This is a genomic window from Daejeonella sp., assembly GCF_017495225.1.
Classification (GTDB): domain Bacteria; phylum Bacteroidota; class Bacteroidia; order Sphingobacteriales; family Sphingobacteriaceae; genus Daejeonella.
The window spans coordinates 484,504-508,573 of sequence record NZ_JAFEIG010000020.1 but is presented as its reverse complement, the minus strand read 5'-3'; the positions used below and the strand labels follow the sequence as shown (position 1 = coordinate 508,573).

Here is a 24,070-nt window from a genome sequence, read left to right as displayed (position 1 = left end):
GAGATCAAGATCATCCTGTGATGCAAATAAATATCATTTCAACACAGTAAAATTCAATTCTTTTAACAATTTTTTGATTGAATTAAATTATAGCCCGAAGATAGAGAATTCAATCTTTTTTATGAAATTCTTTGCCATTTTCCTTGACTAATTTTCCAAAATTTACCTCTATTTCCTTGCTTTTTAACTAAAAAATCGTTATATTATATCTTTTAAGTCTTTTTGGGAGAAATCATTATTGTTTTACCGTTATTTTTCAATTAAAAAATTCCTATTTTAATTTTCAACACCCCTTCTAGAGGCTCAAAAGATTTGTAAATTTGAGATTCATCCTAATAAAATTTTATGCCTGATTTTTCGCACCTGCACGTACATACTCAATTTTCACTTTTGGATGGTGCCGCCGATATTTCGCGTCTTTTCAAAAAAGCAAAAGCCGACGGAATGAAAGCTATGGCTATCACTGATCATGGAAATATGTTTGGTGTGTTTAAGTTTGTTGCCGAAGCAGGTAAACATGGTGTAAAACCTATTGTTGGTTGTGAATTTTATGTGGTTAATGATAGGCATGTAAAGCAATTTACTAAAGATAAGCGTGATATTCGGCATCATCAATTGCTTCTCGCTAAAAATGCCCAGGGATATAAAAATCTGGTAAAACTATGCTCTCTTGGATATATTGAAGGTTTATACAGTAAATGGCCCAGAATTGATAAGGAGCTAATTCTCCAATATCATGAAGGCTTAATAGCAACTACCTGCTGTTTAGGTGCTTCCGTGCCACAAACTATTCTTAAAAAAGGAGAGGAGGAAGGTGAAACTGAATTTAAATGGTGGCTTGATTTGTTCGGTGAGGACTTTTACATCGAGCTTCAGCGACATGATATTCCTGAGCAGGAGACTGTTAATGCTGTACTCCTGAAATTTGCCAAAAAGTATAATGTAAAAGTAATTTGCTCTAATGATTCGCATTATGTTGATCAGCAAGATGCAAATGCACATGATATTTTATTATGTGTGAATACTGGAGACATGAAAAGTACGCCAATTGCTACTGATGAAGAAGGTGGGAAAGGCTATCGCTTTGGTTTTCCAAATGATCAATTTTTCTTTAAAAGTCAGGCGGAAATGGGACAAGTCTTCCATGATTTGCCTGAATCATTAGATAATACCAATGAAATTGTAGATAAGGTTGAGCATCTTCAGCTAAAGCGTGATATCATGCTTCCCAATTTCCCTATTCCAAATGAGTTTAAGATACACTCGGGTCCGGAATCTGATAATCTTAATCAATGGGAATACCTAAAAGATATTACGTTCAAAGGTGCAAAAGAACGTTACAAGGATATTAGTCCGGAGGTTGAAGAACGCCTAAACTTTGAGCTCTTCACCATACGCACCATGGGTTTTGCCGGATATTTCCTAATTGTGGCCGATTTTATCCGTGCAGGTCGTGATCTAGGCGTGTTCATTGGTCCCGGAAGGGGCTCTGCTGCCGGCTCTGTTGTAGCTTATTGTATCGGAATTACCAATATTGATCCCATAAAATACAACTTACTTTTTGAGCGTTTTCTAAATCCCGATCGTAAGTCGATGCCCGATATTGATACGGACTTTGATGATGCGGGCCGACAAAAAGTAATCGATTATGTGGTTGATAAATATGGTAAAAATCAAGTAGCGCAGATTATTACTTATGGATCGATGGCTGCTAAATCAAGTATAAAAGATGTTGCTAGGGTGTTAGATTTGCCTTTAGCTGAATCAAATATGCTTGCAAAGCTTGTCCCAGACCGCCCTGGAACAAACCTTGTTCAGGTGATGACTGCCCCAATTGATACGGTTAAAAAGGAGCAAAATCCTGAAGATTTTGAAAATATAAAAACTCTTCGTAAAATTCTTGATGATGGGAAAACCCTTCAGTCTGAAGTATTAAGAGAAGCAATGGTTTTGGAAGGCTCTGTAAGAAATGTGGGAGTTCATGCTGCCGGAATTATTATTGCTCCTTATGATTTAACAGATATCATTCCTGTTGCTACATCTAAAGAATCAGATTTATTGGTTACTCAGTTTGATGGACGAGTAATTGAGGATGCGGGTGTAATTAAGATGGACTTTTTGGGACTAAAAACCCTGACCATTATTAAGGATGCTTTGCGTTTGATAAAGCAGAATCATGGTGTAGATATTGATATTGATTATATTTCATTAGAGGATCCTAAAACATTTGAACTTTATCAAAGAGGAGATACCAATGGGACTTTCCAATTTGAAAGTGATGGTATGCAAATGTATCTACGTGATTTAAAGCCAGATAAATTTGAGGATTTGATTGCGATGAATGCGCTTTATCGTCCAGGGCCAATTGAATATATTCCTAAGTTTATTTCCCGTAAACATGGTCGTGAGGAGGTTACTTACGATTTGCTGGATATGCAGGAGCACCTCGAAGAAACCTATGGTATCACCGTATATCAAGAGCAGGTGATGCTTTTATCCCAAAAGCTTGCTGGTTTCAGTAAGGGTGATGCCGACGTGTTGCGTAAGGCAATGGGAAAGAAGCAAATTGAAGTGCTAAACAAAATGAAAGCCCAATTCATGGATGGCTGTAGTGCTAATGGTCATGATAGTAAAATTGCAGAGAAGGTATGGACTGATTGGGAAGCTTTCGCGCAGTATGCATTCAATAAATCACACTCCACGTGTTATGCTTTTGTAGCTTATCAAACAGCTTATTTAAAAGCTAATTACCCGTCCGAATACATGGCGGCCGTACTCAATAATCAGAATAACATCGAAAAAATATCATTCTTCATGGAAGAGTGTAAACAGATGGGAATTTCAGTTTTAGGTCCGGATATTAATGAATCAGAATTGAGTTTTACCGTAAATAAAAAAGGTGAAGTTCGTTTTGGGATGTCGGGAATGAAAGGAGTGGGAGATAAGGCAGTTGAAAGTATTGTTGAAGAACGTAATGAAAACGGACTTTATCAAAGTATTTATGATTTTGCTCGTCGTTCTAACTCAAGAGCAGTAAGTAAAAGAGTATATGAAAATTTGGTTTATGGTGGAGCATTTGATTGTTTTGGTCATAATAGATCATCTTTTTTCTTTAAACCTGACGGTAGTTTTTATAACGGGATAGAACGTTTAATAAAATACAGTAATGATTTTCAAAATAGCTTAAATTCCTCTCAGGCTTCATTATTTGGTGGGACAAATGATGCGGAGATATCAGAACCTCAAATGCCTGAATGTGAAGAATGGGGCTTGATTGAAAAGTTGAAATATGAAAAGGAATCGATTGGGATTTACCTTACTGGCCATCCATTAGATAATTATAAGTTTGAGTTGGATCATTTCTGCTCTCATCAAGTAAGGCATTTGAGTTTGGTGAATCGAATGAAGGGGACTGAAATACAACCTGAAGACCAAGAAGAGTTTAAGAAAATTAGTAATCGTGATTTAATTATCGGCGGACTAGTTTCTGCTTGTAGGCATGGTACTACTAAAACGGGTAAGCCTTTCGGGACTTTCATGTTTGAAGATTATGGTGAAACATTTGAAATTGCACTTTTTGGTGAAGATTATATTAAGTTAAAGCAATATCTTGAGGTGGGGCTGTTTTTACAGGTTCGCGGACTAGTTACAGAAAGGTTTAAGCAAAAAGATAATTGGGAGTTTAAGGTAAATAGCATTGTATTACTTTCAGAATTGAGGGATAAAATGTCAAAAAGTCTGACAATACAAGTACCCCTTACTGAATTGTCTAATACATTCATTAATAAAATGGATGAAATTATTAGGCTAAATACCGAACAGAATGAGAATAGAAACTGTCAATTAAAATTTATGGTGATGGATTATGAGGAAGAAACCATACTTGAGATGCCCTCTAAAACGGTGAGAATCAATCCGAGTAATGAATTTTTGGATGAAATCTCAAAAATGATAGGAGTTCGCTATAAGTTGAATTAATGTCACATTGGCACAAATATTTGTGGCAAGAATATTGAATACTATATTTGAATTATAAACACGTAAATTTATTATTATGGCATTAGAATTAACAGATGCAAACTTTGAGGAATTAGTCCTTAAATCTGATAAACCTGTCCTAGTTGATTTTTGGGCAGAATGGTGTGGTCCTTGCCGTATGGTAGGTCCAGTTGTTGAAGAACTTGCAAAAGAGTACGAAGGAAAGGCAGTTGTTGGTAAAGTAAATGTGGATAACAATCCAGGCATTTCAATGCAATTCGGAATTCGTAATATTCCAGCTCTTCTTTTCTTTAAGAATGGAGAAATTGTTGACAAGCAAATTGGTGCTGTTCCAAAATCTGTTTTAGCTGAGAAGTTAACGAAGCAATTGGCTTAAAATATATATCCTTAAATAAAAAAGCTCCTTCAGATTGCCTGCAGGAGCTTTTTTTTGATCTTCTAATTTTGATCTATTTTTTATAACTATTTCCAATATTGTAAATATTCTGCCGGAATTGGTTTTTCAAGCAAGTTTTTATAGATATAACGTACATTTTCTTGATTGCTATGTCTTGCTTTTTTACCTCCCCAACCATGGCGCTCACCTGGGTATAACATAAATTCAAAATTCTTATTCAAGTCTTGAAGCTTATCTATCAGTTGAATGCTGTTTTGCATGTGAACATTATCATCCATTGTACCATGCACAATTCGTAAACTTCCCTTAAGCTTATCAGCATAGGTCATAGGCGATGTAATGCGATATCCCTCTGCATTGTTCTGTGGTGTTCCCATGAAGCGTTCGGTGTAATGCGTGTCATATAAAGCCCAATCTGTAACAGAATAGTTAGCAATACCATGTGTAAATACATCAGCGCCGTAAGTTAAAGCCATTGCCGTCATATAACCACCAAAGCTTCCTCCGGTAATGCCAATCTTGCTACCATCTACATAAGGCTTTGATTTTAGTAATAAAGCGGCATCCATATAATCTTCAATTTCATATTTACCCATATTGCGGTAAATGAAGTCCATGCCTGTTTTACCTAAGTGTCCAGAGCTACGATTATCAATTGCAACCTGAATAACTCCTTCCTTAGCCCACCAGTAGTTCTGGCCTAGCGGACTCTTCCAACGATCGTATACAGTACCAGCATCAGGGCCACCGTAAATTGAAATCCATACTGGATATTTTTTTGACGGATCAAAATTTAGTGGTAAAGTAACGGTCATCGGTAGTTCAAGGCCATCACGCGTTTTATAGTAACTAAGTTCCGTTTTAGGGAGTTTGTAAGAATCATATGCACTTCCTTTTGAATCAGCAAGCTCACGGATAATGTTTCCTTTATTATCTAGAAGTGCTGATTTTGGAGCAGTACTTAAATTCGAATAAGTTGTGATGAAATATTTTCCATCTGGTGAAAGATTAATCTGATGATCGTAATTACCGAAGGTTAATCTTACTGGCTCCTCAGTCCCTTTTAAACTTACCCTGTAAAGATCATGTCTCGCCGAACTCTCTTGTCTAGCTGTAAAATAGATTTCCTGAGCCTTCTCATCAACTAATAATAATTGTGCGACACGCCAAAAACCAGAGGTCAATTGCTTCTTTAATTTTCCCTCTAAGTCATAATAGTAAAAATGCCCCCAGCCACTTTTGTCGCTTTTTAAGATGAAGCCACTACCATTTTTTAAGAAATACATTCCATCAAACCAATCTACCCATGTTTTTTGGGTTTCTTCATGGATTATTCTTTTAGCACCATCAACAGGATTCACACTGTAAATAATCAACTTATTTTGATCGCGATTCATCCATTGCATCCATAAAGTTTTGCTATCGGCCATCCAAAATGGAGTTCCAAAATATTGATCGTTTTTCTCATCGAAATCTGCCCAAACTATACCCTGAGATCCTAAATTAACCAATCCCATTTTAACTTCAGGATTTTTATCTCCTGCTTTTGGATACCTCGTGTTTTCAAGGAAACCCTGTTGCCCGCTTGAATTATAAATTGGGAAAACTGGGACTTTAGAATCATCGAAACGCATAAATGCAATGCGCTTACTATCCGGACTCCACCAAAATGCTTTATAACGTGTTGAGCGACCAAGGATTTCTTCATAGTAAACCCATGAGGCCCATCCATTGTAAATTAAGTCTGATCCATCATTTGTATATCTAGTTTCTACTCCAGAGTTGATATTTATCGAGTAAAGATCATTTCTTTTTGTAAAGGCTACTTGGCTTCCGTCGGGAGATAGTGTTGGGTTTTTCTCCAAAACGCTATCTCTCGTTAATTGTTTTTCATTACCGAGTGCATCCTTATAAAAAATATCATTGTTTTTAATTCTTACAGTGGCCTCATTTACTTGAGCTGGTGCCGATTGAACCGCCGCGCCAGTGCGAACATCAACAGTATATGGCTTGCTTTGTTGGCCTTCCATTCTATACTCAATATAATTGGTATTATCTGCCCAACCTCTATAAATAGGCATGGGATTAAGAATGTCTTTAACAGGTTTATTAAAAACTTCTTCAAAGTTTAAGTCTTTTAATTGGGCACTTGACGAAAACGATAGTATTACGAGGGCCGTAAATAATGTAGCACTAAATTTATTAATCATATTTTGATTATTTAATGTTGTTGTATAATTGTTTTGTAGATTGAACTCTTTTTTAGCAAAGTCTAAATTCGAAGTTAAATCTTTTTTAATAAATCAGTAGTAAATAAAGAATATTTATTCTGTTTTTAATTATTTATTCATTTATTGTTGAAATATTAAAGCCATTTTGATCTGAATTTGTATTATTTTAGAACATGCAATCCCAACTCTCAAATTATAAAGAACTTCAAGATTTTGGCAATTTAGAATTGCTTTCTCAGCAGGTTGTAGAGGGCTTTATCACAGGTTTGCATAAAAGTCCTTTTCATGGTTTCTCTGTTGAATTTGCTGAGCATCGACTTTATAATGCTGGTGATTCAGTAAAAAATATTGATTGGAAATTGTTTGGAAGAACAGATAAACTATTTGTGAAACGTTTTGAAGAAGAGACCAATTTGAGATGTCAGATTGTGTTGGATGTTTCCTCCTCCATGTTTTATCCCGACAAGAAATTCAATAAACTTTTGTTCTCTGTTTATGCTTCAGCCTCCCTAATGTATCTGTTAAAGAAGCAAAGAGATGCATTTGGGCTAAGTTATTTTTCTGATCATTTGGAGCTTACAAGCACTGCTAAATCGACCACAGCACATCAAAAATATCTATTTTCTGAATTGGAAAAGCTGATGAATCGAAATGAAAATGGTAGTAAAACAGATGTAGCTTCTGCATTACATCAAATAGCAGAACAAATTCATAAGCGTTCGCTCGTCATTATTTTTAGTGATATGCTCGATGGGGAATCTGAAGATGGGCTCAATAAGATTTTTGATTCATTACAGCATTTAAAGCATAATAAACATGAAATAATCTTGTTCAATGTGCTAGATCATAAAATGGAACTCGATTTTAATTTTGAAAATCGTCCTTATAATTTTATAGATATTGAAAGTGGTGAGGAACTCAAAATTAATCCTAGTACTGTTCGTGAATCATACCTTGATGTAGTAAATTCTTATCATAAAGAGATTAAATTGAAATGTGCACAATATAAAATTGATTTTATTGATGCGGATATTCACTCTGGATTTTATCAGATTTTACACTCTTATTTAATAAAGCGTGCTAAAATGATATAAATTTCAAAATTGATAATTTGATAAAAATAGAGCCTTTAAATTTCATTTTTTGTATTTTCAAACATTAAAATTAACAGTATGAAAAAAATAATTCTTTCAATCTCAATCCTGATTTTGTTGACTAGCATGCAAATTCAAAAAGCTCCTAAAGTAATTTTCTTTGGAGATTCCATTACGGAGGCTGGTGTTAAGCCAGGCGGTTATATCTCTATCATGCAAGAAAAAATAAAGCAAGCTGCTGCACCTAATTATGAGCTTATTGGTTCTGGAATTGGTGGTAATAAGATTTATGATCTTTATTTGCGATTACAAGAGGATGTTTTAGATAAGAAACCAGATATTGTTGTTATTTATATCGGTGTGAATGATGTATGGCATAAACAAAGCAGTCAGACAGGTACCGATCCAGATAAATTTGTTGCTTTTTATTCAGCAATTATCAAAAAGCTGCAAAGTTCAGGTATTAAAGTTATTGTTTGTACTCCGGCAGTTATTGGTGAGAAAACAGATTTTACTAATCAATTGGATGGCGATTTAAATCGCTATAGCGAGATGATACGTAAATTGGCAAAATCTTATGGATGCGGCTTAATTGATATCCGTAAGTCTTTTTTAGAGTATAACCTAGCTAATAATCCTCAAAATAAGGAGTCGGGTATTTTAACATCAGATCGTGTTCATTTAAACCAAGCAGGGAATCAAATGCTTGCTGAACTCATGTTTAAGGGCCTTTCAAAATAAAAAATGCCCCGAATTATTCGGGGCATTTTTAAGATTTTATCTTCTTTTATTACCGAATCTTCTATTCGGACTTCCACTCATGGGTGCAGCTCCTGATGATGCCTTACCTTTTTTTGCCGAACCACCTTTTTTCTTGGTAGATTGACTCATGATATATGCAGCTCCACGCATGTGATAGGGTTGATCATCAATTACTGGTATCTCTTTACCGATTAATTTCTGGATATCTTTTAAATATTCCATTTCCTCTTCATCGCAAAAAGAATAGGCAATACCACTTGATCCCGCACGTCCGGTACGTCCAATACGGTGAACATAGGTTTCAGGTACATTGGGTAATTCATAATTGATTACGTGTGAAAGTTCATCGATATCAATTCCCCTCGCTGCAATATCCGTGGCAATTAATGCCTTTATTTGTCCGCTTTTAAAGTTCGATAATGCCTTCTGGCGGGCATTTTGTGATTTATTACCGTGTATCGCTTCAGTTTTAATTCCTGCCTTTACTAGGTCTTTGGTTATTTTATCGGCACCATGTTTAGTTCTGCTAAAAATTAGTGCAGACTTAATGTTTTTATCATTAAGGATATGGATCAATAGTTTTTTCTTATCGTTTTTCTCGACAAAAAACAGAGATTGATCAATAGTATCGGCAGTACTTGAAACAGGTGTAACCTCCACTTTTTCGGGGTTCACTAAAATGGTGTTTGCTAGTTTTTGTATTTCATCGGGCATGGTTGCCGAGAAAAACAAAGTTTGCCGTTTCTGTGGAATCTTTGTGATCAGCTTTTTAACATCATGAATAAAACCCATGTCTAGCATGCGGTCGGCTTCATCTAACACAAAAATTTTGAGATAATGCAATTGAACAAATTTTTGATTGATCAAGTCCAATAATCTACCTGGAGTAGCAATAAGGATATCAACTCCTGATTTTAAGGCAGCCACCTGCGACCCTTGTGAAACACCACCAAAAATAACGGCATGTTTCATGCCTGTATGCCGACCATAAGCTGTAAAGCTATCGCCAATTTGTATAGCTAGCTCGCGCGTTGGAGTTAAAATTAAACATTTAATTGCTCTTGGTCCTTTATCATATATTTTTCCTCCTTCTAAAATTTGTAGGATAGGAATTGCAAATGCGGCAGTTTTCCCAGTACCGGTTTGAGCACAGCCTAATAGGTCTTTACGTTCTAATATGATGGGTATTGATTGTTCCTGAATGGGAGTGGGGTTTGTATAACCCTCTGTTTTTAAAGCCTTTAAAATGGGCTCAATTAGGTTTAATTCTTCGAATGACATGTATTGATTTTACATTGCTGCTAAATATGCCAGCAATTTTATATTTCTGCAAAGGTACGGATTTTAATATTAATGTAGGGATTGATGAAAATCAGGCTTAATTCGACTGATAATATTCTATCGCTTCGATGATAGTTTCGCATGCTTTAATAATCTCATTATCAGTGATTATTAAGGGTGGTGCTATGCGCATAGCCGTATCGCAATGTAAAAACCAATCAATAATGATCCCATTTTCAACACATTTTCTGCTTACTTTTTCCACTTGTTTAAAGCTTGTTAGCTGAATGCTTAACATAAGTCCCTTGCCTCTAATTTCCTTAATTTCAGGGTGCTGTAAGTGTTTTTTGAAAAGGGACTCTTTTCTAGCTACATCTTCAAAAAGTTTTTCCTCTAAAATTACCTCTAAATTGGCCAATCCGGCTGCACAGCTAACTGGATGCCCTCCAAAGGTGGTTATATGACCTAGGATTGGATTTTCCTTCAGAACGCTCATTATCTCAATGCTTGAAACAAAAGCTCCTATAGGCATTCCTCCGCCCATTCCTTTGGCTAAAAGTAAAATGTCAGGTTTTATGTCATAATGTTCAAAGGCGAATAATTTCCCGGTACGGCCAAATCCAGATTGAATTTCATCTAAAATCAGTAATGTTCCAGTCTCATCGCATCGCTTTCTTAAACTTTGCATATAATTTACATCGGGAACAATTACCCCAGCTTCACCTTGAATGGTCTCCATAATTACAGCCGCTGTATCTGTGTTAATGCTTGCGAGATCAATCAAACTATTGAATTCTATGAATCGGATACCCGGTAATAGTGGCCTGTAAGCTTGTTTATATTCTTCATTACCCATCACGCTAAGCGCGCCTTGTGTACTTCCGTGATAAGAATTTTTACAAGCAATAATCTCAGCTCTCCCTGTATATCGTTTTGCCAGCTTCATGGCTCCCTCGGTAGCTTCTGCTCCAGAATTTACGAAATAAATAGAGCTAAGAGTACTGGGTAGGATAGAAGCTAATTTACTTGCAAATTTAATCTGCGGCGATTGGATATATTCGCCATATACGGTGAGGTGCAGGTATTTATCCGCTTGATCTTTAATGGCTTGAATAACCTTTGGATGCCTGTGCCCAGTATTACTAACTGCAAATCCTGAAACAAGATCCATATAGCTTTTACCCTTGAAATCATATAGATACATGCCCTCTGCTCGCTCAATTTCTAAAAGGCGTGGCGAAGGAGATGTTTGTGCAGTATTGAGTAGGAAAAGCTGTCGCGGACTAAGCATATGCAAAAATACACAATTTTAAAGCATCTTGGAATTCGGCTTTAATATTTAGCTGATTTGTGTATTTATTTGCTCGTCGGTTTTCGTCGATGATTTAATTGTTTAATTAAATGCTCTCTAAACTCACGTTCTGCTTGGTAAAGAAGTAATATTTTTTCTGCAGGAATGGCCTTTGAATAAAGTTTTTTATATTTTTTCTTTAGATCAAGCATTTTACTTTCGTAAGATAGGTCTAAATTGATTTTATCGTTAGGTTCAATGTCTGTTCGCAGCCTTTCTTCTCTTCTTTTCTTCATCAAGAGCATTAATTCCTTTTGGTAATTATTGTAAATAGGCCAAAATTTTTGAGCTTCTTCAGAACTTAAATCTAGTTTTTTGGTTATAAAGGCCACTTTAATTGTTTCTATTTGCTCATAACGTTCACTTTTTGATTGAGCAAATAGGGAAGTACTTAGCATTAAAATGAAAATGATAACACTTAATCTTTTCATAATTCTCGCGTTCATAGTGTGTTATTATTTATGTATTGTTCTATTTCTTCGGCTGAAACATCGTTTGATACTTGTTGTAGTCCATCATCGCTTAAATTTTCAATGATAAATTGATTATCGCTTACCGTACTGTGAATTTGAAGGTAGTTGATGATCTCTTGATCTGGAATATTTGATAAATCTCTAGCAATGCTATCTGATTTAAGATTAAAATAAACTACAGATCCTATGATCATGGTAATACAAGCAGCTGCTGAATAACTTATCCATGATTTGAAAATGCTTTTCTTTCTAGATATATCCTGCTGCTTGATTTTAGCTTCAATTTTCTGACTCAAATCAGAGAAATAATCTTTTGGAGTGTTTAAACCACTTGTTTTAAGCAAATTTAGACTGTTTTCAAGAGCTTTTTTTGTTTTTATGTGTTTTTCTAATTCTTTAAAATATCCTTTCGGAGTGCTAAACTCTTCTTCATTTTCAAATCGAACTGATTCGATAAGGTTTTTTGAATGCAATGTTTCAGATAGAGAATCAAAATATTTTGAAGGAACAGTAAAAGGGTTCACTTTTTCCATTACGGCAAGTGTAGGAGCTTCCTTTTCCCATTCTCTGTCTGAATCATATAACTTCATATCCATTTGATACTTTTTACTTAGAAAGGTTTAATCTGAGTTTAATAAAATATGTTCGATTTTTTTTACTGCAATGTGAAAGGAAGCTTTTAGAGCACCTACACTTGTTCCTAAAATATCAGAAATTTCATCATATTTTAAGTCGTCAAAGTATTTCATGTTAAATACTAATCTTTGCTTTTCGGGCAGACTAAGCAACGCTTTTTGGAGCTTCATTTGGGCTTTGTCGCCGTCAAAATAAGGGCTTTCAGCTAATGTCTCAAGTAGGTATTGTCCTTCAGAATCTTCAAGAGAAATGCTATTTCTTAATTTTTTACGATTCAAGAAAGTAATACATTCATTACTTGCTATGCGGTAAATCCAGGTATAAAGTTGAGAATCACTACGAAAATTGGCAAGGTTTTTCCAAACTTTAATAAAAACATCTTGCACGAGATCATCGGCATCATCATGGTCTAAAACCATCCTACGGATATGCCAATAAATTTTTTCTTGATACTTCTTAAGTAACAAGGAAAAAGCTTCATTACGAGAGCTTTCTCGAGCGAATTTATCTAAGATTTCTGAATCCTCAACCTGCATATCTTTAATTATGGCCCGGACTCATGTAGAATTATCTTACTTACGTTTGATAACTTTTTTAACCGCTTTGATGATATCTTCAGTATCTAGACCATACTTTTTCATGAGCTGATCTGGTGTTCCACTCTCACCGAAGCTGTCGTTTACAGCTACATATTCTTGAGGCACCGGATTGTTTGTCGCTAAAAGCTGTGCAATACTGTCTCCTAATCCACCAATGCGGTTATGCTCTTCAGCACTAACTACACATCCTGTTTTGGCTACCGACTTTAAGACTGCTTCTGCATCCAAAGGTTTAATGGTATGAATATTTATTATTTCAACATTAATTCCTTCTTCAGCAAGTTTTTCTCCGGCTTCAATTGCCGACCACACAAGGTGCCCAGTTGCAAAAATGCTCACATCTGTACCTTCATTAACCATCCATGCTTTACCGATTTCAAATTTTTGATCGGGATCAGTGAAAACAGGAACGGCTGGCCGTCCAAATCTTAAGTAAACAGGTCCGTGATAATCAGCAATTGCCATGGTTGCTGCTTTGGTTTGGTTATAATCACATGGATTGATAACAACCATTCCAGGAAGCATTTTCATCATGCCAATATCTTCTAAAATCTGATGAGTAGCACCATCTTCACCTAGCGTTAATCCAGCATGCGAAGCACAAATTTTAACGTTTTTATCAGAATAGGCAATAGATTGTCTTATTTGATCGTACACGCGTCCTGTTGAGAAATTGGCAAATGTTCCTGTAAATGGAATTTTGCCACCAATAGTTAAACCCGCAGCAATACCCATCATGTTTGCTTCAGCAATACCCACTTGATAAAAGCGATCAGGAAATTCCGCGATAAAAGCATCCATTTTTAATGAGCCAATCAAATCTGCACATAGGGCAACAACTTGATCATTCTTTTTACCAGCTTCTAATAAGCCTGCTCCAAAACCTGAACGTGTATCTTTTTTCTCGGTGTACGTGTATTTTTTCATATAAAAAACATTTCCTGATCAAAATCAGGCATAAATAAATTTAATTTCTTTTGATCTTTTTTGTGGGATATTAATAATCGCCTAAAGTTTCTTCTAACTGAGCTAAGGCACTTGCTAATTGCGCATCATTTGGCGCACTTCCATGCCATTTGTGTGTGTGCATCATAAAGTCTACGCCATTACCCATCATCGTTTGCATTAAAATCATGATTGGCTTTCCTTTTGAAGTTTTTGAAATAGCCAAGTCGAGCACACGAATCACATCCGACATATCATTTCCACTCATTTCTAAAACTTCCCAGCCAAAAGCTTCCCATTTTTCTCTTAAATTGCCTAGCGATAAGATTTTATCTGTCGGACCATCAATTTGCTGTCCGTTAACATCAATTGTTGAAATTAGGTTATCTACTTTATTGTGACTTGCATACATTGCCGACTCCCAGATTTGACCTTCTTGTAGTTCGCCATCACCATGTAATGAAAATACCAATCGGCTGTCATTATTTGCCTTTTTTGCAAGTGCAGCACCAATAGCAACCGACATGCCCTGTCCTAATGAACCCGAAGCAACGCGGACTCCTGGTAGTTTTTCATGAGTTGTTGGATGACCTTGTAATCTAGTATTTAGTTTTCTAAATGTTGCCAATTCAGAAACTTCAAAATATCCAGAACGGGCAAGAACGCTATACCAAACAGGAGAAATATGACCATTAGATAAAAAGAAAAGGTCTTCATCATGTCCATCCATGCTGAATTTAGTATTGTGCTTTAGGGTATGGAAATAAAGAGCTACCAAATAATCGGCACAACCAAGTGAACCACCTGGATGTCCTGATTGGCAGGCATGTACCATTCTAACGATATCTCTACGAACTTGTGAGGCAACTTTTGTTAATTTATCAATGTCTGGAGTCATATTTATTGATTATTGGCTTTTTGATTAGCCTTGATATTTGTATTTTCTATTTATTGGAATAATTTATTTTACCAGCTCTAAAACTTGGGCAGATGAATTTTTGGTATCAACCTTATCAATGATTTTTAAGATTAATCCGTTTTTGTCGATAATAAATGTTTTACGAGCAATACCCATGTATTTTTTTCCATACATGTTCTTCTCTACCCAAACACCATAAGCTTCAACAATTTCTTTTTCAGTATCTGCAATTAATGAGAAAGGTAAATTATGTTTATTAATAAATTTTGTATGCGATTTTTCATCGTCAGTACTTACCCCTAAGACAACGAACCCTTGGGAAAGTAAAGATTCATAGTTATCTCTGAAGCTGCATGCTTCGGCCGTACAACCTGGAGTGTCATCCTTAGGATAGAAGTATAGAATGATGTTTTTACCTGCAAAGTCGCTCAGGCTAATTTTATTGCCGTTTTGGTCTTTTGCTGAAAAATCTGGTGCTTTTTGACCTTCGATTAATTCACTCATTTTGCTGTGCTTTTGTTGGGATAAAATTAGTAAAATAAATATTGTCTTGGGAATATTTCTACTACTTATAAAATACAGCATGAAACATGGCCGTATTATTTTTCTTGTCGCTCACTATAAGCTGAAAATCATGCTTTCCCTTAACAATTGAGTCATCAAAACGATGCCATAATGAGCCTGTTTTAGAGTCGTATTCCATTAAAACCCAGCGTCCGTCTAATAATGCACTAAAGCTGTCTACTCCCGATAAATTATCGGATATTTTGAATTGTATTTTTGAAGTACCTGCTAAATTAGCCCCATTGCTGATATTTAATGGGATAATTTTAGGTGAAATGGTATCTATACTTACATAAAAACTATCGAAATTTTTTAGTTCTGCCTTAATAAAACCATTTATATAATTTCCGCCCACAGAGCTTTTACGCGTATTTACAATTAAAGCTTTACTTCTTAAATGTGGAGGCAAACTATCATCTACTTTTATTGATAGTTGATATGATCCATTTATCGGAATTAATCGATTATGAACATGATGAATCGGTGAGTAGGCACCTAATGGCTTGGCAGAAGTTTTATAAACAAAATTGAGATCATTGAACAATGTTTTTAAAGGCATTGAAATGCTCAAACCTGTTGTGTCAAATTTATTTATTTGGTTAAAAGCCATTTTCTTGCCTGAAATTGGTTTTTCTATCTTTTTCAAGCTAGGGTCGGATTGGAATTTAAAGTTTAATTCACTTTCATTGCCTGCAATATCCCGAACTATATATTTCCCAGTATGAATATTTTGGTCATTTATTTTTATTAACCCTCCATTAATCAATGTTTTGTAAATAGTTAATTCATTTCCGGGCTCGACAAAACTTTTTTGTATTTTCCTTCCAGTTAAAATAATTTCAGGGTAGTCAATATGTGAATTTATGCCACGTGAATGATCAAACGAAAACTTTTCCCAAACAGAGGAGTAGATTAATTTTTCATCTACAAAAAGTTCGATGGAATAGGGGCCATTAATATTTTCTGAGGCCGAGTTTTTATCATTTGTTACTATTCCGAAGCCAGATTCGCCACTTATTTTAATGATATTTTGTCCTGAAAGCTGATATTTTCCCGCACTTCCCAATACTGGAAAATATTGCTTCGGAGTATGCTCACTAAATGCTTTTTCATTGGTATGATAAAGGTAAAGCCCCGAAATGCTAGGTTTTACTTTATCAGGTATGCGCATTCCAAATAATTGGGGATTTATTGTTTCTTCGGTTTTAGTATTGCGAAGTTCAAAATGAAGGTGCGGACCGCTAGATCCACCTGTATTTCCTGAATAGGCAATTATTTCACCTTTTTTAACTGGAATTTCTAGCGGCAGAAGTGGAAAATCAACATCGAATTTTTCAACTTTATACTGGTAAGATTTTAAAACTTGGCTTATTCGTTCGTTATAATTGCGTAAATGCATATAAACGGATGTAAAACCATTTGGGTGATTGATATAAACAGCATTCCCGCCGCCACCAATTTGTACTCTAATTCTAGAGATAAATCCATCCGAAACTGCGTAAACTGGATAACCTTCTCGCTGATTTGTTTTGAAATCTAATCCTGAGTGAAAATGATTTGATCGTATTTCACCAAAGTTCCCAGAAATTATAGGAATAAGATCAAGAGGCGCTCTAAAATAGTTTAAAGGGTATTTATTCTGCTCAACCTGACTAAATGCGAGATTGCTTATGAGTAAAAGTAAAATGCCTAGGGATCGTCTTATCATTATTTAATCTTATCGGATATCAAAATCCAATAATTTTTCATCTTCCAAATAACCTGCCAAATGATCGCCGATATTAACTTTCCCAACACCTTGTGGAGTTCCTGTAAATATGAGGTCGCCTTTTTTTAATGTGAAATATTTAGAAACAAAGGAAATGATATATTCATACGAAAAAAGTAAATCTCTAGTATTCCCATTTTGGACAGTCTTGCCATTTAGGTCGAGCCTGATATTTAATTGGTTTAGGTCTTTGAAATTTGATTTCGGAATAAATTTGCTAATAGGCGCAGAATGATCAAATGCTTTAGCTAGTTCCCAAGGTAGTCCTTTTTCTTTATGCTTTTGTTGAATATCACGAGCAGTAAAATCAATACCTAGACCAATTTCCTCGAAATAATTTCCTGCAAATTTTTCGGCAATGTGTTTACCTTCTTTTGATATTTTTAGAACAAGCTCAATTTCATGATGAATATCGCTTGAAAATTCAGGATGGTAAAATGGTTTATTATCCTTTAAAATTGCTGTGTCGGGTTTCATGAAGATTACCGGCACTGTTGGAACAGGATTATTTAATTCTTTGGCATGTTCGGCGTAATTACGACCAATAGCAATTATTTTCATACAGCGAATATAGAAATACGGAGCAAAAAGAAGGTAAAAAATATTAAAGTACAGAGATTCTTTTCGTGATTACTTCTGAGCCTACACTTACGCGTATGAAATAGAATCCACTTGTAATTCGCGAAGCAATTTGAAATGGTTTATTTTGATCGCCAGCTGCGATACGTTCGGAAAGGAGTGTAGTGATCTCATTTCCAAGTACATCCATGATTTTTACGGTCACTGTTGCCTCTTTGCTGACATTAAAGCTTAAATTTAATTGATCAGAAATTGGGTTGGGGTAGACCTTAACATTATTTAAAACCTTGTCGTTGAGGCTAGCTTTTGGTGTGCCCATGAACTTATTGTTCATAAAAAAGCTATCCTTAGCCGGTTTAAATGGAATAAAATTAACTTTTACACCATTTTTTAGGTAAGCAGGTTTGTTAAGTCGGGTATCTGTGATTTTTGTGGATACCTTTTGTTTAACTTTTGTAGAATCTGGTCTAGGAACTTGTGAAAAGTTGTTAGCATAAGCATTCATACCAAGCATAAGGCTTAGTACAATTGATGCAACAAAAGATCGCAAGTAGACGTTTATCATACGCAAGAATGTTTGAAAGTGTAAAGGTAATCCATTTTTAGCTTTTTTGCGAGTAATTAGCCCTTTTTTAACAATTTTTAACGTAATAATTCTGTTTCTTCCAAAGAATTAACAGTCCTTTAAAATTATAAAAAAAAAGATTGAAAATCAATGTATTATTCATACAGTTGTAAAATTATTTAAAAAAATTACTTTTGTACCCAAAATTGAATTGTAGTGTCGAATAATAAAAATCTCCACAAGCTATCTGCAGCAGGTTTATTAATTAGTTTAGGTATTATTTATGGTGATATTGGAACCTCACCATTATATGTATTTAAAGCAATTATTTCTGATCGAATCATTACTACCGACCTGATTTTAGGCGGTTTGTCTTGTATATTTTGGACATTAACTCTGCAAACCACAATAAAATATGTAATTATAACATTACGTGCAGATAATAAAGGTGAGGGAGGTATTCTATCACTTTATTCTTTGGTTAAGAAAAAGGGTAAATGGCTAGTAATTCCGGCCATGATTGGAGGTTCCGCTTTGCTGGCAGATGGCATGATTACCCCACCAATTACTGTTTCTGCAGCCATTGAGGGTTTGCGAATTTTTTATAAAGACATCCCAACCGTTCCTATTGTTATCGCCATTATTTCCTTGTTGTTTTTAATACAGCAGTTTGGAACTTTTATAGTTGGAAAAGCATTCGGACCCATTATGTTCGTTTGGTTTACCATGATGGCTGTTTTAGGAAGTTTCTACCTTATTCAGTTTCCTGAGATATTAAAAGCGGTAAGTCCCTATTATGCTTATGCTTTATTATCAACTAACCCAAGTGCTTTATTTATTCTCGGTGCTGTATTTTTATGTACAACAGGAGCAGAAGCTTTATATTCCGATTTAGGTCATTGTGGCCGTCCCAATATTCGAATTAGTTGGATTTATGTTAAGCTATGTCTGCTTTTGAACTATTTCGGTCAGGGTGTATGGCTATGGCAGCATCAGGGAAGTACGCTTAGTCCTGGAGATAATCCATTTTTCAGCATTATGCCAGAATGGTTCCTTATCGCCGGAATTAGTATTGCTACCGCTGCAGCGATTATCGCTAGTCAGGCCATGATTTCCGGTTCATTTACCCTTATTTCTGAGGCTGTACGACTTAACCTATGGCCAAAGGTTAAAATTAATTATCCTAGTAATCAAAAGGGTCAATTATATGTTCCTTCCATCAATATTTTATTATGGATAGGATGTATTATTGTTGTTTTAATCTTCCGCGAATCTCAAAATATGGAAGGTGCTTATGGTTTAGCCATAAATCTTACCTTTTTAATGACCACTATACTTGTTGCAACATTTCTCCATCGTAAGAAGTTTCCAAATTACCTCATTGTAATTTTTGTTTCCATTTATGGAATAATTGAATTAGCATTTTTAGTGGCTAATATGGCTAAATTCCTTCATGGAGGATGGTTTACACTTCTGTTAGCTTCATTATTGCTTTCTGTGATGTGGGCTTGGTATTCAGCAAGGAAAATTAAAAACCGTTTCGTGAAATTTGTTGAGATTGACTCCTACTACCCAATTCTTACCGAATTGAGTGAGGATGAAACAGTACCTAAATATGCATCTCAACTAGTTTACTTAACTAGCTCAAACTTTAATTCTGAAATAGAATCGAAAATAATGTATTCTATTCTTCAGAAACAGCCCAAAAGAGCGGATGTTTATTGGATAGTACACGTTGATGTTACCGATGAGCCTTTTACAAGAGATTATAAAGTGGAGGCATTGATTCCAAATAAGCTCATTAGAATTGATTTTAAGCTAGGTTTCCGTGTGGAGCAGCAGATAAATGTATTGTTTAGAAAAGTGGTTGAAGATCTCGTTAAAAATGGCGAGGTGGATATCACAAGTAAATATACCTCTCTAAATAAATATAAAATTATTGGCGATTTCAGGTTCGTTGTACTAGAGAAAGTCTTATCCAAATCAAATGTGTTGAGCTTTTGGGATAAGTTTATAATGGATTATTATTTTATTTTAAAGAAGTTCTCGCTTTCTGAAGAACGTGGATTTGGATTAGATATCAGCTTTGTAACTATTGAAAGAGTACCTTTAATGATTTCCAGTCAAGATACGAGTGAGTTAACTCGATTGACTTAAATTATTGGTATCAAATGCAAAAAGACGCTTAAAGCGTCTTTTTGCATTTATAAACATCTTATAAGTTTCTATTTTATAAAATTTAAAGCAAAAAGGATTTCAGTGAATTTTGGGCATAGGTGCCCCAGCTTTTCAGTACTTTGTTTAGTGTTGATAGAAGTCCTTTATTATCAATAGGTTTGCCTTTTTTGGGTGCTATAATAGCACTTGCTGCCATGGGTTTATCAAATACTTGTTTAGCAAACCAACTTATATTTTCATAAGGCATAGCCACCCCTAAAATCATTCCAGGCAGTCCTGTAAATGATTCTGGTCCGCCAGATACAGGAATTTCATCCGTATAAAAAGCAACAACATAAATTGAATCCATAATTATTGCATTAGCTCTGCGGCAATTATAACCTGCAATTTCGCGTGTTTCTGAAGTGATTTTCCAGTTAATTTTCCGTGTGCTATCTGAAACCAAGAAAGTCTCTTCAAAAACAGTTTTTTGAACAATACTGGTACCTGAAATAAGGTCAGTGTAAATGATATTATTTTGAGTTGATGCAGGAATGTCACTAAACCAGGTACGTGTATTTAGATCTACAGGTTCAGGACTAAATAGAGTTTTGTCTTTATTAAAGACGAGTGTACTTTTTAAAATCTTGAATTGAGTTTGAGTTTTTTTGTATTCTTCAAAAGCAGGCACATAATAAAACTCATTATCCTTATTCATGTTTTTTTTGATTAAAGCGTGCATATTGACGCTCTTTTCAAATTCTATTGAACCTTCAGTGGTAAATCGTGCATGTTGAGCAAATACTGAGTTTGCTAGAACTAGCATCAGAATAAGGATTGAAAATAGAGTGTTTTTTTTCATCATCTTTTAATTTTTAGAACCACCACCCATTTGATTTAAATCATAGGAGAGTGAAAACATGAAAAATCTTTTTATTGTGGTAAAGCTATTCTGGCCAAACATATTGCCATTTGCAAATCGGTCAAATCCAGTGTTTTGATTCAATAAATCGTTGGCACTTAGCGTTAATTTTAAACTTTCATCTTTTAAAAAGCTTCTAGAAATATCTGTATTCCAAATTAAGCGATTAAAGTCTTGGGTGAAGGTTTGAGTTTTTTGCTGATACTTATATTCTGCGTGAGAATTGATTTTGAATTTGTTAGGCAAAAAAACAGTGAGCTCAAACCATGAATTAGCACCCCAACCACTATTATTAATTTGTTTTTGTAATGATGATTCATTGGTAATATATTCTGGACCAATATTAAAGTAAAACTCTATTTTTTTCTCGGTTCGTCTCGATAATGAAAGTCCAGGATTGATAGTATTGGATCTTGTTTTATTTAAAACATCATTAATAAAATTGAAATAAGTGTTAAAATTGGAATTTAAATTTACTCCAACATTAAACTCTGTCCCTGGAATTTTTTGATTGTAATCTGCATATAAACTTAAATTTCCAGGATTTTTACCTTTCAAATTACTTGCCTGAAATGTACTTTTTCCAGCAGCATCAGTAATTGTATTATTTACAATATCTTGATTAATAAAGGAATAGTTTCCGCTAATGAAAATTGATTGGTCGCTAAGTACCTTGTATGAATAGTAATTTATGTTAATACTATTTCTAAATGAAGGTTTTAAATTAGGATTACCAATCCTTATATTTAATGGATCTGTATTTACCTTAATGGGCTGTATTTGATTAAGTGTTGGTTGATTTGTTGAGCCATTATATCGAAGTTCAAAAGATTTTTGGCTTGAAAAATTATGTTTGAAAGATGCTTGGGGCAACCAATTAATAAAATCTCGTTGGAAAATGTTTCCAGTACTTTGGTCTGTTTGTTTAAAATCTACAGCACTTAAGCGAGTGCCGAAATTGACTATGCTTTTACCCTTTTTTAAATTGAAGATTGCTCCTGCAAGATTAGATTTTTGATCGAGCTTAAAGTCATTACTAAATTCAGTATCTAAAATATCAAATTTCCCATTTTGTGATTTATTGAACGATTTTCTATCCGAAATGCTATTGTTTAAGTTTAATCCATAATTAAAAACAATAGATAATGATTTCGAAAGTGGTTCTGAGTAAGTAATATTAGAATTAAAGCCCGAGTTTTTACTGAAATTTGTTTTGTATTGGTCGACTATCTGAGTGCTATCAATTGCGCCAAGACTATTGAAGAAATTGTTTTTGGAGTATAAAAAGCCAGTGGCATCGTCTTCATCATAATTTTGACCAAACGAAAGTGATAAGGTACGTCCCTTCTTTTTTAGTTTTTTAGTCCATAAAAAACTGCTTTTGAATAGTTTTTGATCCGTATCATTGCTTAATGTCCTATTACTATTATTGATTGATATGCCATTGTCTCTAAAACCTGAAGAAAGATAATTATTATTGGTTTGACTGTTTTTTATGGTGCCATCCATTGTTATTTTTAAATCAGAAGTGGTATCTAGCTTTACTGTAAATATCGCATCCAGTTTTTGCCTGAACATAGAATTATCAAAATCTTGATTCGAATTATTATTGATAATGCCCGTTGGTAGGTTATTTTGATTTAATGAATTTTTATCTCCCGAAATATTAATTGATCCAGTTTTGTAGTTTAAGTTGATTGAATATTTATCATCTTTCCATTTGTTATCATAATGAAGTCCGCCACTACGTGTTACAGGAATTCCTTCCCCATTAAATCTTCCATCAAATGATTCGAGGAAATCATCTTCACTAGAAGTAAACATAATTGCACCCTCAGTTACCTGTATGTTTGGATTACCCAATTTGCTATTTTCTTCCCAGCCTAATCCTGTTTTTGCCGTATTTGCAAGTGTGCCATAGGCAGAAAATTTCTGTTTTTCTTTGAAAACATTGAGCATTGCCTGCCCTTGATAAAATTTATCGCTTCCTGATCCAACATCCACTTTCCCAAAATATCCCTGATTTTTACCTTCTTTTAATTTGATATTGATTGTTTTAGTACGTTCACCATCATCTATTCCAGTAAATGTAGCTTGATCGCTTTTCTTATCAAATAACTGCACTTTATCTACCATGTCGCCACGAATATTTTTCGTAACTAGGGTAGGGTCATCACCAAAAAATTCTTCACCATCAACCAATACCTTATTTATCTTCTGACCGTGTGCGGTAATCTTTCCATCTCTATCTACTTGTATTCCAGGTAATTGCTTAAGTAAGTCTTCAACCTTCGAGTTAGCTTCAATATTGAAAGCTGCCGCATTAAATTCGGTTGTGTCTCCTTTAATAGTCATTTGCGCTGCTTTACCTTTAACAATTACTTCTTCTAAAAGCCTGGCTTTCAAAATCATTTTTAGCTTACCGAAATCTTTTTCAGGTTTGATGCTGTCTAACTTAAAACTTTCTACATAATCTGCATAATCAGGATAAGTTACTAAAAGAATAAACTGTCCAGATTTAAGGTTGTTTAAAGTAAAACTGCCGTTTGATGTAGCACGTGCAAATTTTATAAGTGTAGAATCCTTAGCATTTAAAACTGCAATACTCGTGTTTACCAAAGGTACTCCAGAAGCTGTATCTAGGACAGATCCTTTAATCGAGTACTTATTTTGGGTAAAAGCGGATATGGAAGTTAAAAACAGAAGTATTGCGAAAGTAATTTTTTTCATGCAAGGGATTGTAAAATTATTTTAAAAGAAATTATATTTTTATTAAGTTAAATGTATTTAAAATTGTATCTGTTAAAGATACACTATTTAATTATTCT

19 protein-coding genes are annotated in these 24,070 nt (G+C 34.7%); 5 read left to right on the top strand and 14 right to left on the bottom strand.

Going from position 1 to position 24,070, the window contains the following annotated elements; translation table 11 throughout:
- Nucleotides 1-345 precede the first annotated feature (345 nt).
- Both dnaE and trxA read left to right on the top strand, forming a co-directional pair.
- Nucleotides 346-3,978 (top strand): DNA polymerase III subunit alpha, encoded by a 3,633-nt coding sequence (gene dnaE, locus QZ136_RS09545; protein WP_291402819.1) that lies wholly within the window; start codon nucleotides 346-348, stop codon nucleotides 3,976-3,978.
- Nucleotides 3,979-4,054: 76 nt separating this feature from the next.
- On the top strand, nucleotides 4,055-4,375 hold the full coding sequence (gene trxA, locus QZ136_RS09540; RefSeq protein WP_291402817.1) for a thioredoxin: 321 nt from the start codon (nucleotides 4,055-4,057) through the stop codon (nucleotides 4,373-4,375).
- 86 nt (nucleotides 4,376-4,461) lie between these two features.
- On the opposite strand, the gene QZ136_RS09535 is transcribed toward trxA, so the two are convergent.
- The gene (locus QZ136_RS09535; protein ID WP_291402815.1) at nucleotides 4,462-6,606 is read right to left on the bottom strand and encodes a S9 family peptidase; all 2,145 of its coding nucleotides are present in this window, start codon (nucleotides 6,604-6,606) and stop codon (nucleotides 4,462-4,464) included.
- A 194-nt stretch (nucleotides 6,607-6,800) separates the two neighbouring features.
- Here QZ136_RS09535 and QZ136_RS09530 point away from each other — a divergent pair, with 194 nt between their 5' ends.
- Nucleotides 6,801-7,721, top strand: coding sequence for a DUF58 domain-containing protein (locus tag QZ136_RS09530; RefSeq protein WP_291402813.1), 921 nt, complete (start codon nucleotides 6,801-6,803; stop codon nucleotides 7,719-7,721).
- A 78-nt stretch (nucleotides 7,722-7,799) separates the two neighbouring features.
- Complete coding sequence (locus QZ136_RS09525; protein ID WP_291402811.1) at nucleotides 7,800-8,462, top strand: SGNH/GDSL hydrolase family protein; 663 nt, start codon at nucleotides 7,800-7,802, stop codon at nucleotides 8,460-8,462.
- Nucleotides 8,463-8,498: 36 nt separating this feature from the next.
- Here QZ136_RS09525 and QZ136_RS09520 read toward each other — a convergent pair whose 3' ends face one another.
- From QZ136_RS09520 to QZ136_RS09470, 11 genes are all read right to left on the bottom strand, one after another.
- Nucleotides 8,499-9,764 (bottom strand): DEAD/DEAH box helicase, encoded by a 1,266-nt coding sequence (locus QZ136_RS09520; protein ID WP_291402808.1) that lies wholly within the window; start codon nucleotides 9,762-9,764, stop codon nucleotides 8,499-8,501.
- A gap of 97 nt (nucleotides 9,765-9,861) precedes the next feature.
- Nucleotides 9,862-11,055 carry an aspartate aminotransferase family protein gene (locus QZ136_RS09515; protein ID WP_291402806.1) on the bottom strand — a complete coding sequence of 398 codons (1,194 nt, stop codon included), beginning with the start codon at nucleotides 11,053-11,055 and terminating at the stop codon, nucleotides 9,862-9,864.
- Nucleotides 11,056-11,120: 65 nt separating this feature from the next.
- Nucleotides 11,121-11,546, bottom strand: coding sequence for a hypothetical protein (locus QZ136_RS09510; protein ID WP_291402804.1), 426 nt, complete (start codon nucleotides 11,544-11,546; stop codon nucleotides 11,121-11,123).
- 11 nt (nucleotides 11,547-11,557) lie between these two features.
- The gene (locus tag QZ136_RS09505; protein ID WP_291402802.1) at nucleotides 11,558-12,184 is read right to left on the bottom strand and encodes a hypothetical protein; all 627 of its coding nucleotides are present in this window, start codon (nucleotides 12,182-12,184) and stop codon (nucleotides 11,558-11,560) included.
- A gap of 24 nt (nucleotides 12,185-12,208) precedes the next feature.
- A complete protein-coding gene (locus QZ136_RS09500) occupies nucleotides 12,209-12,760 on the bottom strand; it encodes a sigma-70 family RNA polymerase sigma factor (protein WP_291402800.1) in 552 nt (183 codons plus the stop codon).
- Between the two features lie 36 nt (nucleotides 12,761-12,796).
- A complete protein-coding gene (locus QZ136_RS09495; protein WP_291402798.1) occupies nucleotides 12,797-13,750 on the bottom strand; it encodes a transketolase C-terminal domain-containing protein in 954 nt (317 codons plus the stop codon).
- Nucleotides 13,751-13,820: 70 nt separating this feature from the next.
- Complete coding sequence (locus QZ136_RS09490; RefSeq protein ID WP_291402796.1) at nucleotides 13,821-14,666, bottom strand: transketolase; 846 nt, start codon at nucleotides 14,664-14,666, stop codon at nucleotides 13,821-13,823.
- 63 nt (nucleotides 14,667-14,729) lie between these two features.
- The gene (bcp, locus tag QZ136_RS09485) at nucleotides 14,730-15,191 is read right to left on the bottom strand and encodes a thioredoxin-dependent thiol peroxidase (protein ID WP_291402795.1); all 462 of its coding nucleotides are present in this window, start codon (nucleotides 15,189-15,191) and stop codon (nucleotides 14,730-14,732) included.
- A gap of 61 nt (nucleotides 15,192-15,252) precedes the next feature.
- Complete coding sequence (locus QZ136_RS09480; RefSeq protein ID WP_291402793.1) at nucleotides 15,253-16,959, bottom strand: M23 family metallopeptidase; 1,707 nt, start codon at nucleotides 16,957-16,959, stop codon at nucleotides 15,253-15,255.
- Nucleotides 16,960-16,968: 9 nt separating this feature from the next.
- Nucleotides 16,969-17,580: a fumarylacetoacetate hydrolase family protein gene (locus tag QZ136_RS09475; RefSeq protein ID WP_291402791.1), complete on the bottom strand. Its 612-nt coding sequence runs from the start codon at nucleotides 17,578-17,580 to the stop codon at nucleotides 16,969-16,971.
- A gap of 43 nt (nucleotides 17,581-17,623) precedes the next feature.
- A complete protein-coding gene (locus tag QZ136_RS09470) occupies nucleotides 17,624-18,163 on the bottom strand; it encodes a T9SS type A sorting domain-containing protein (RefSeq protein ID WP_291402789.1) in 540 nt (179 codons plus the stop codon).
- 216 nt (nucleotides 18,164-18,379) lie between these two features.
- Here QZ136_RS09470 and QZ136_RS09465 point away from each other — a divergent pair, with 216 nt between their 5' ends.
- Nucleotides 18,380-20,320 carry a KUP/HAK/KT family potassium transporter gene (locus tag QZ136_RS09465; RefSeq protein ID WP_291402787.1) on the top strand — a complete coding sequence of 647 codons (1,941 nt, stop codon included), beginning with the start codon at nucleotides 18,380-18,382 and terminating at the stop codon, nucleotides 20,318-20,320.
- Between the two features lie 82 nt (nucleotides 20,321-20,402).
- Here the strand turns inward: QZ136_RS09465 and QZ136_RS09460 are convergent, their stop codons facing one another.
- On the bottom strand, nucleotides 20,403-21,185 hold the full coding sequence (locus tag QZ136_RS09460) for a GLPGLI family protein (RefSeq protein WP_291402785.1): 783 nt from the start codon (nucleotides 21,183-21,185) through the stop codon (nucleotides 20,403-20,405).
- Nucleotides 21,186-21,188: 3 nt separating this feature from the next.
- Nucleotides 21,189-23,972: an outer membrane beta-barrel family protein gene (locus QZ136_RS09455; RefSeq protein WP_291402783.1), complete on the bottom strand. Its 2,784-nt coding sequence runs from the start codon at nucleotides 23,970-23,972 to the stop codon at nucleotides 21,189-21,191.
- Nucleotides 23,973-24,070 lie beyond the last annotated feature (98 nt).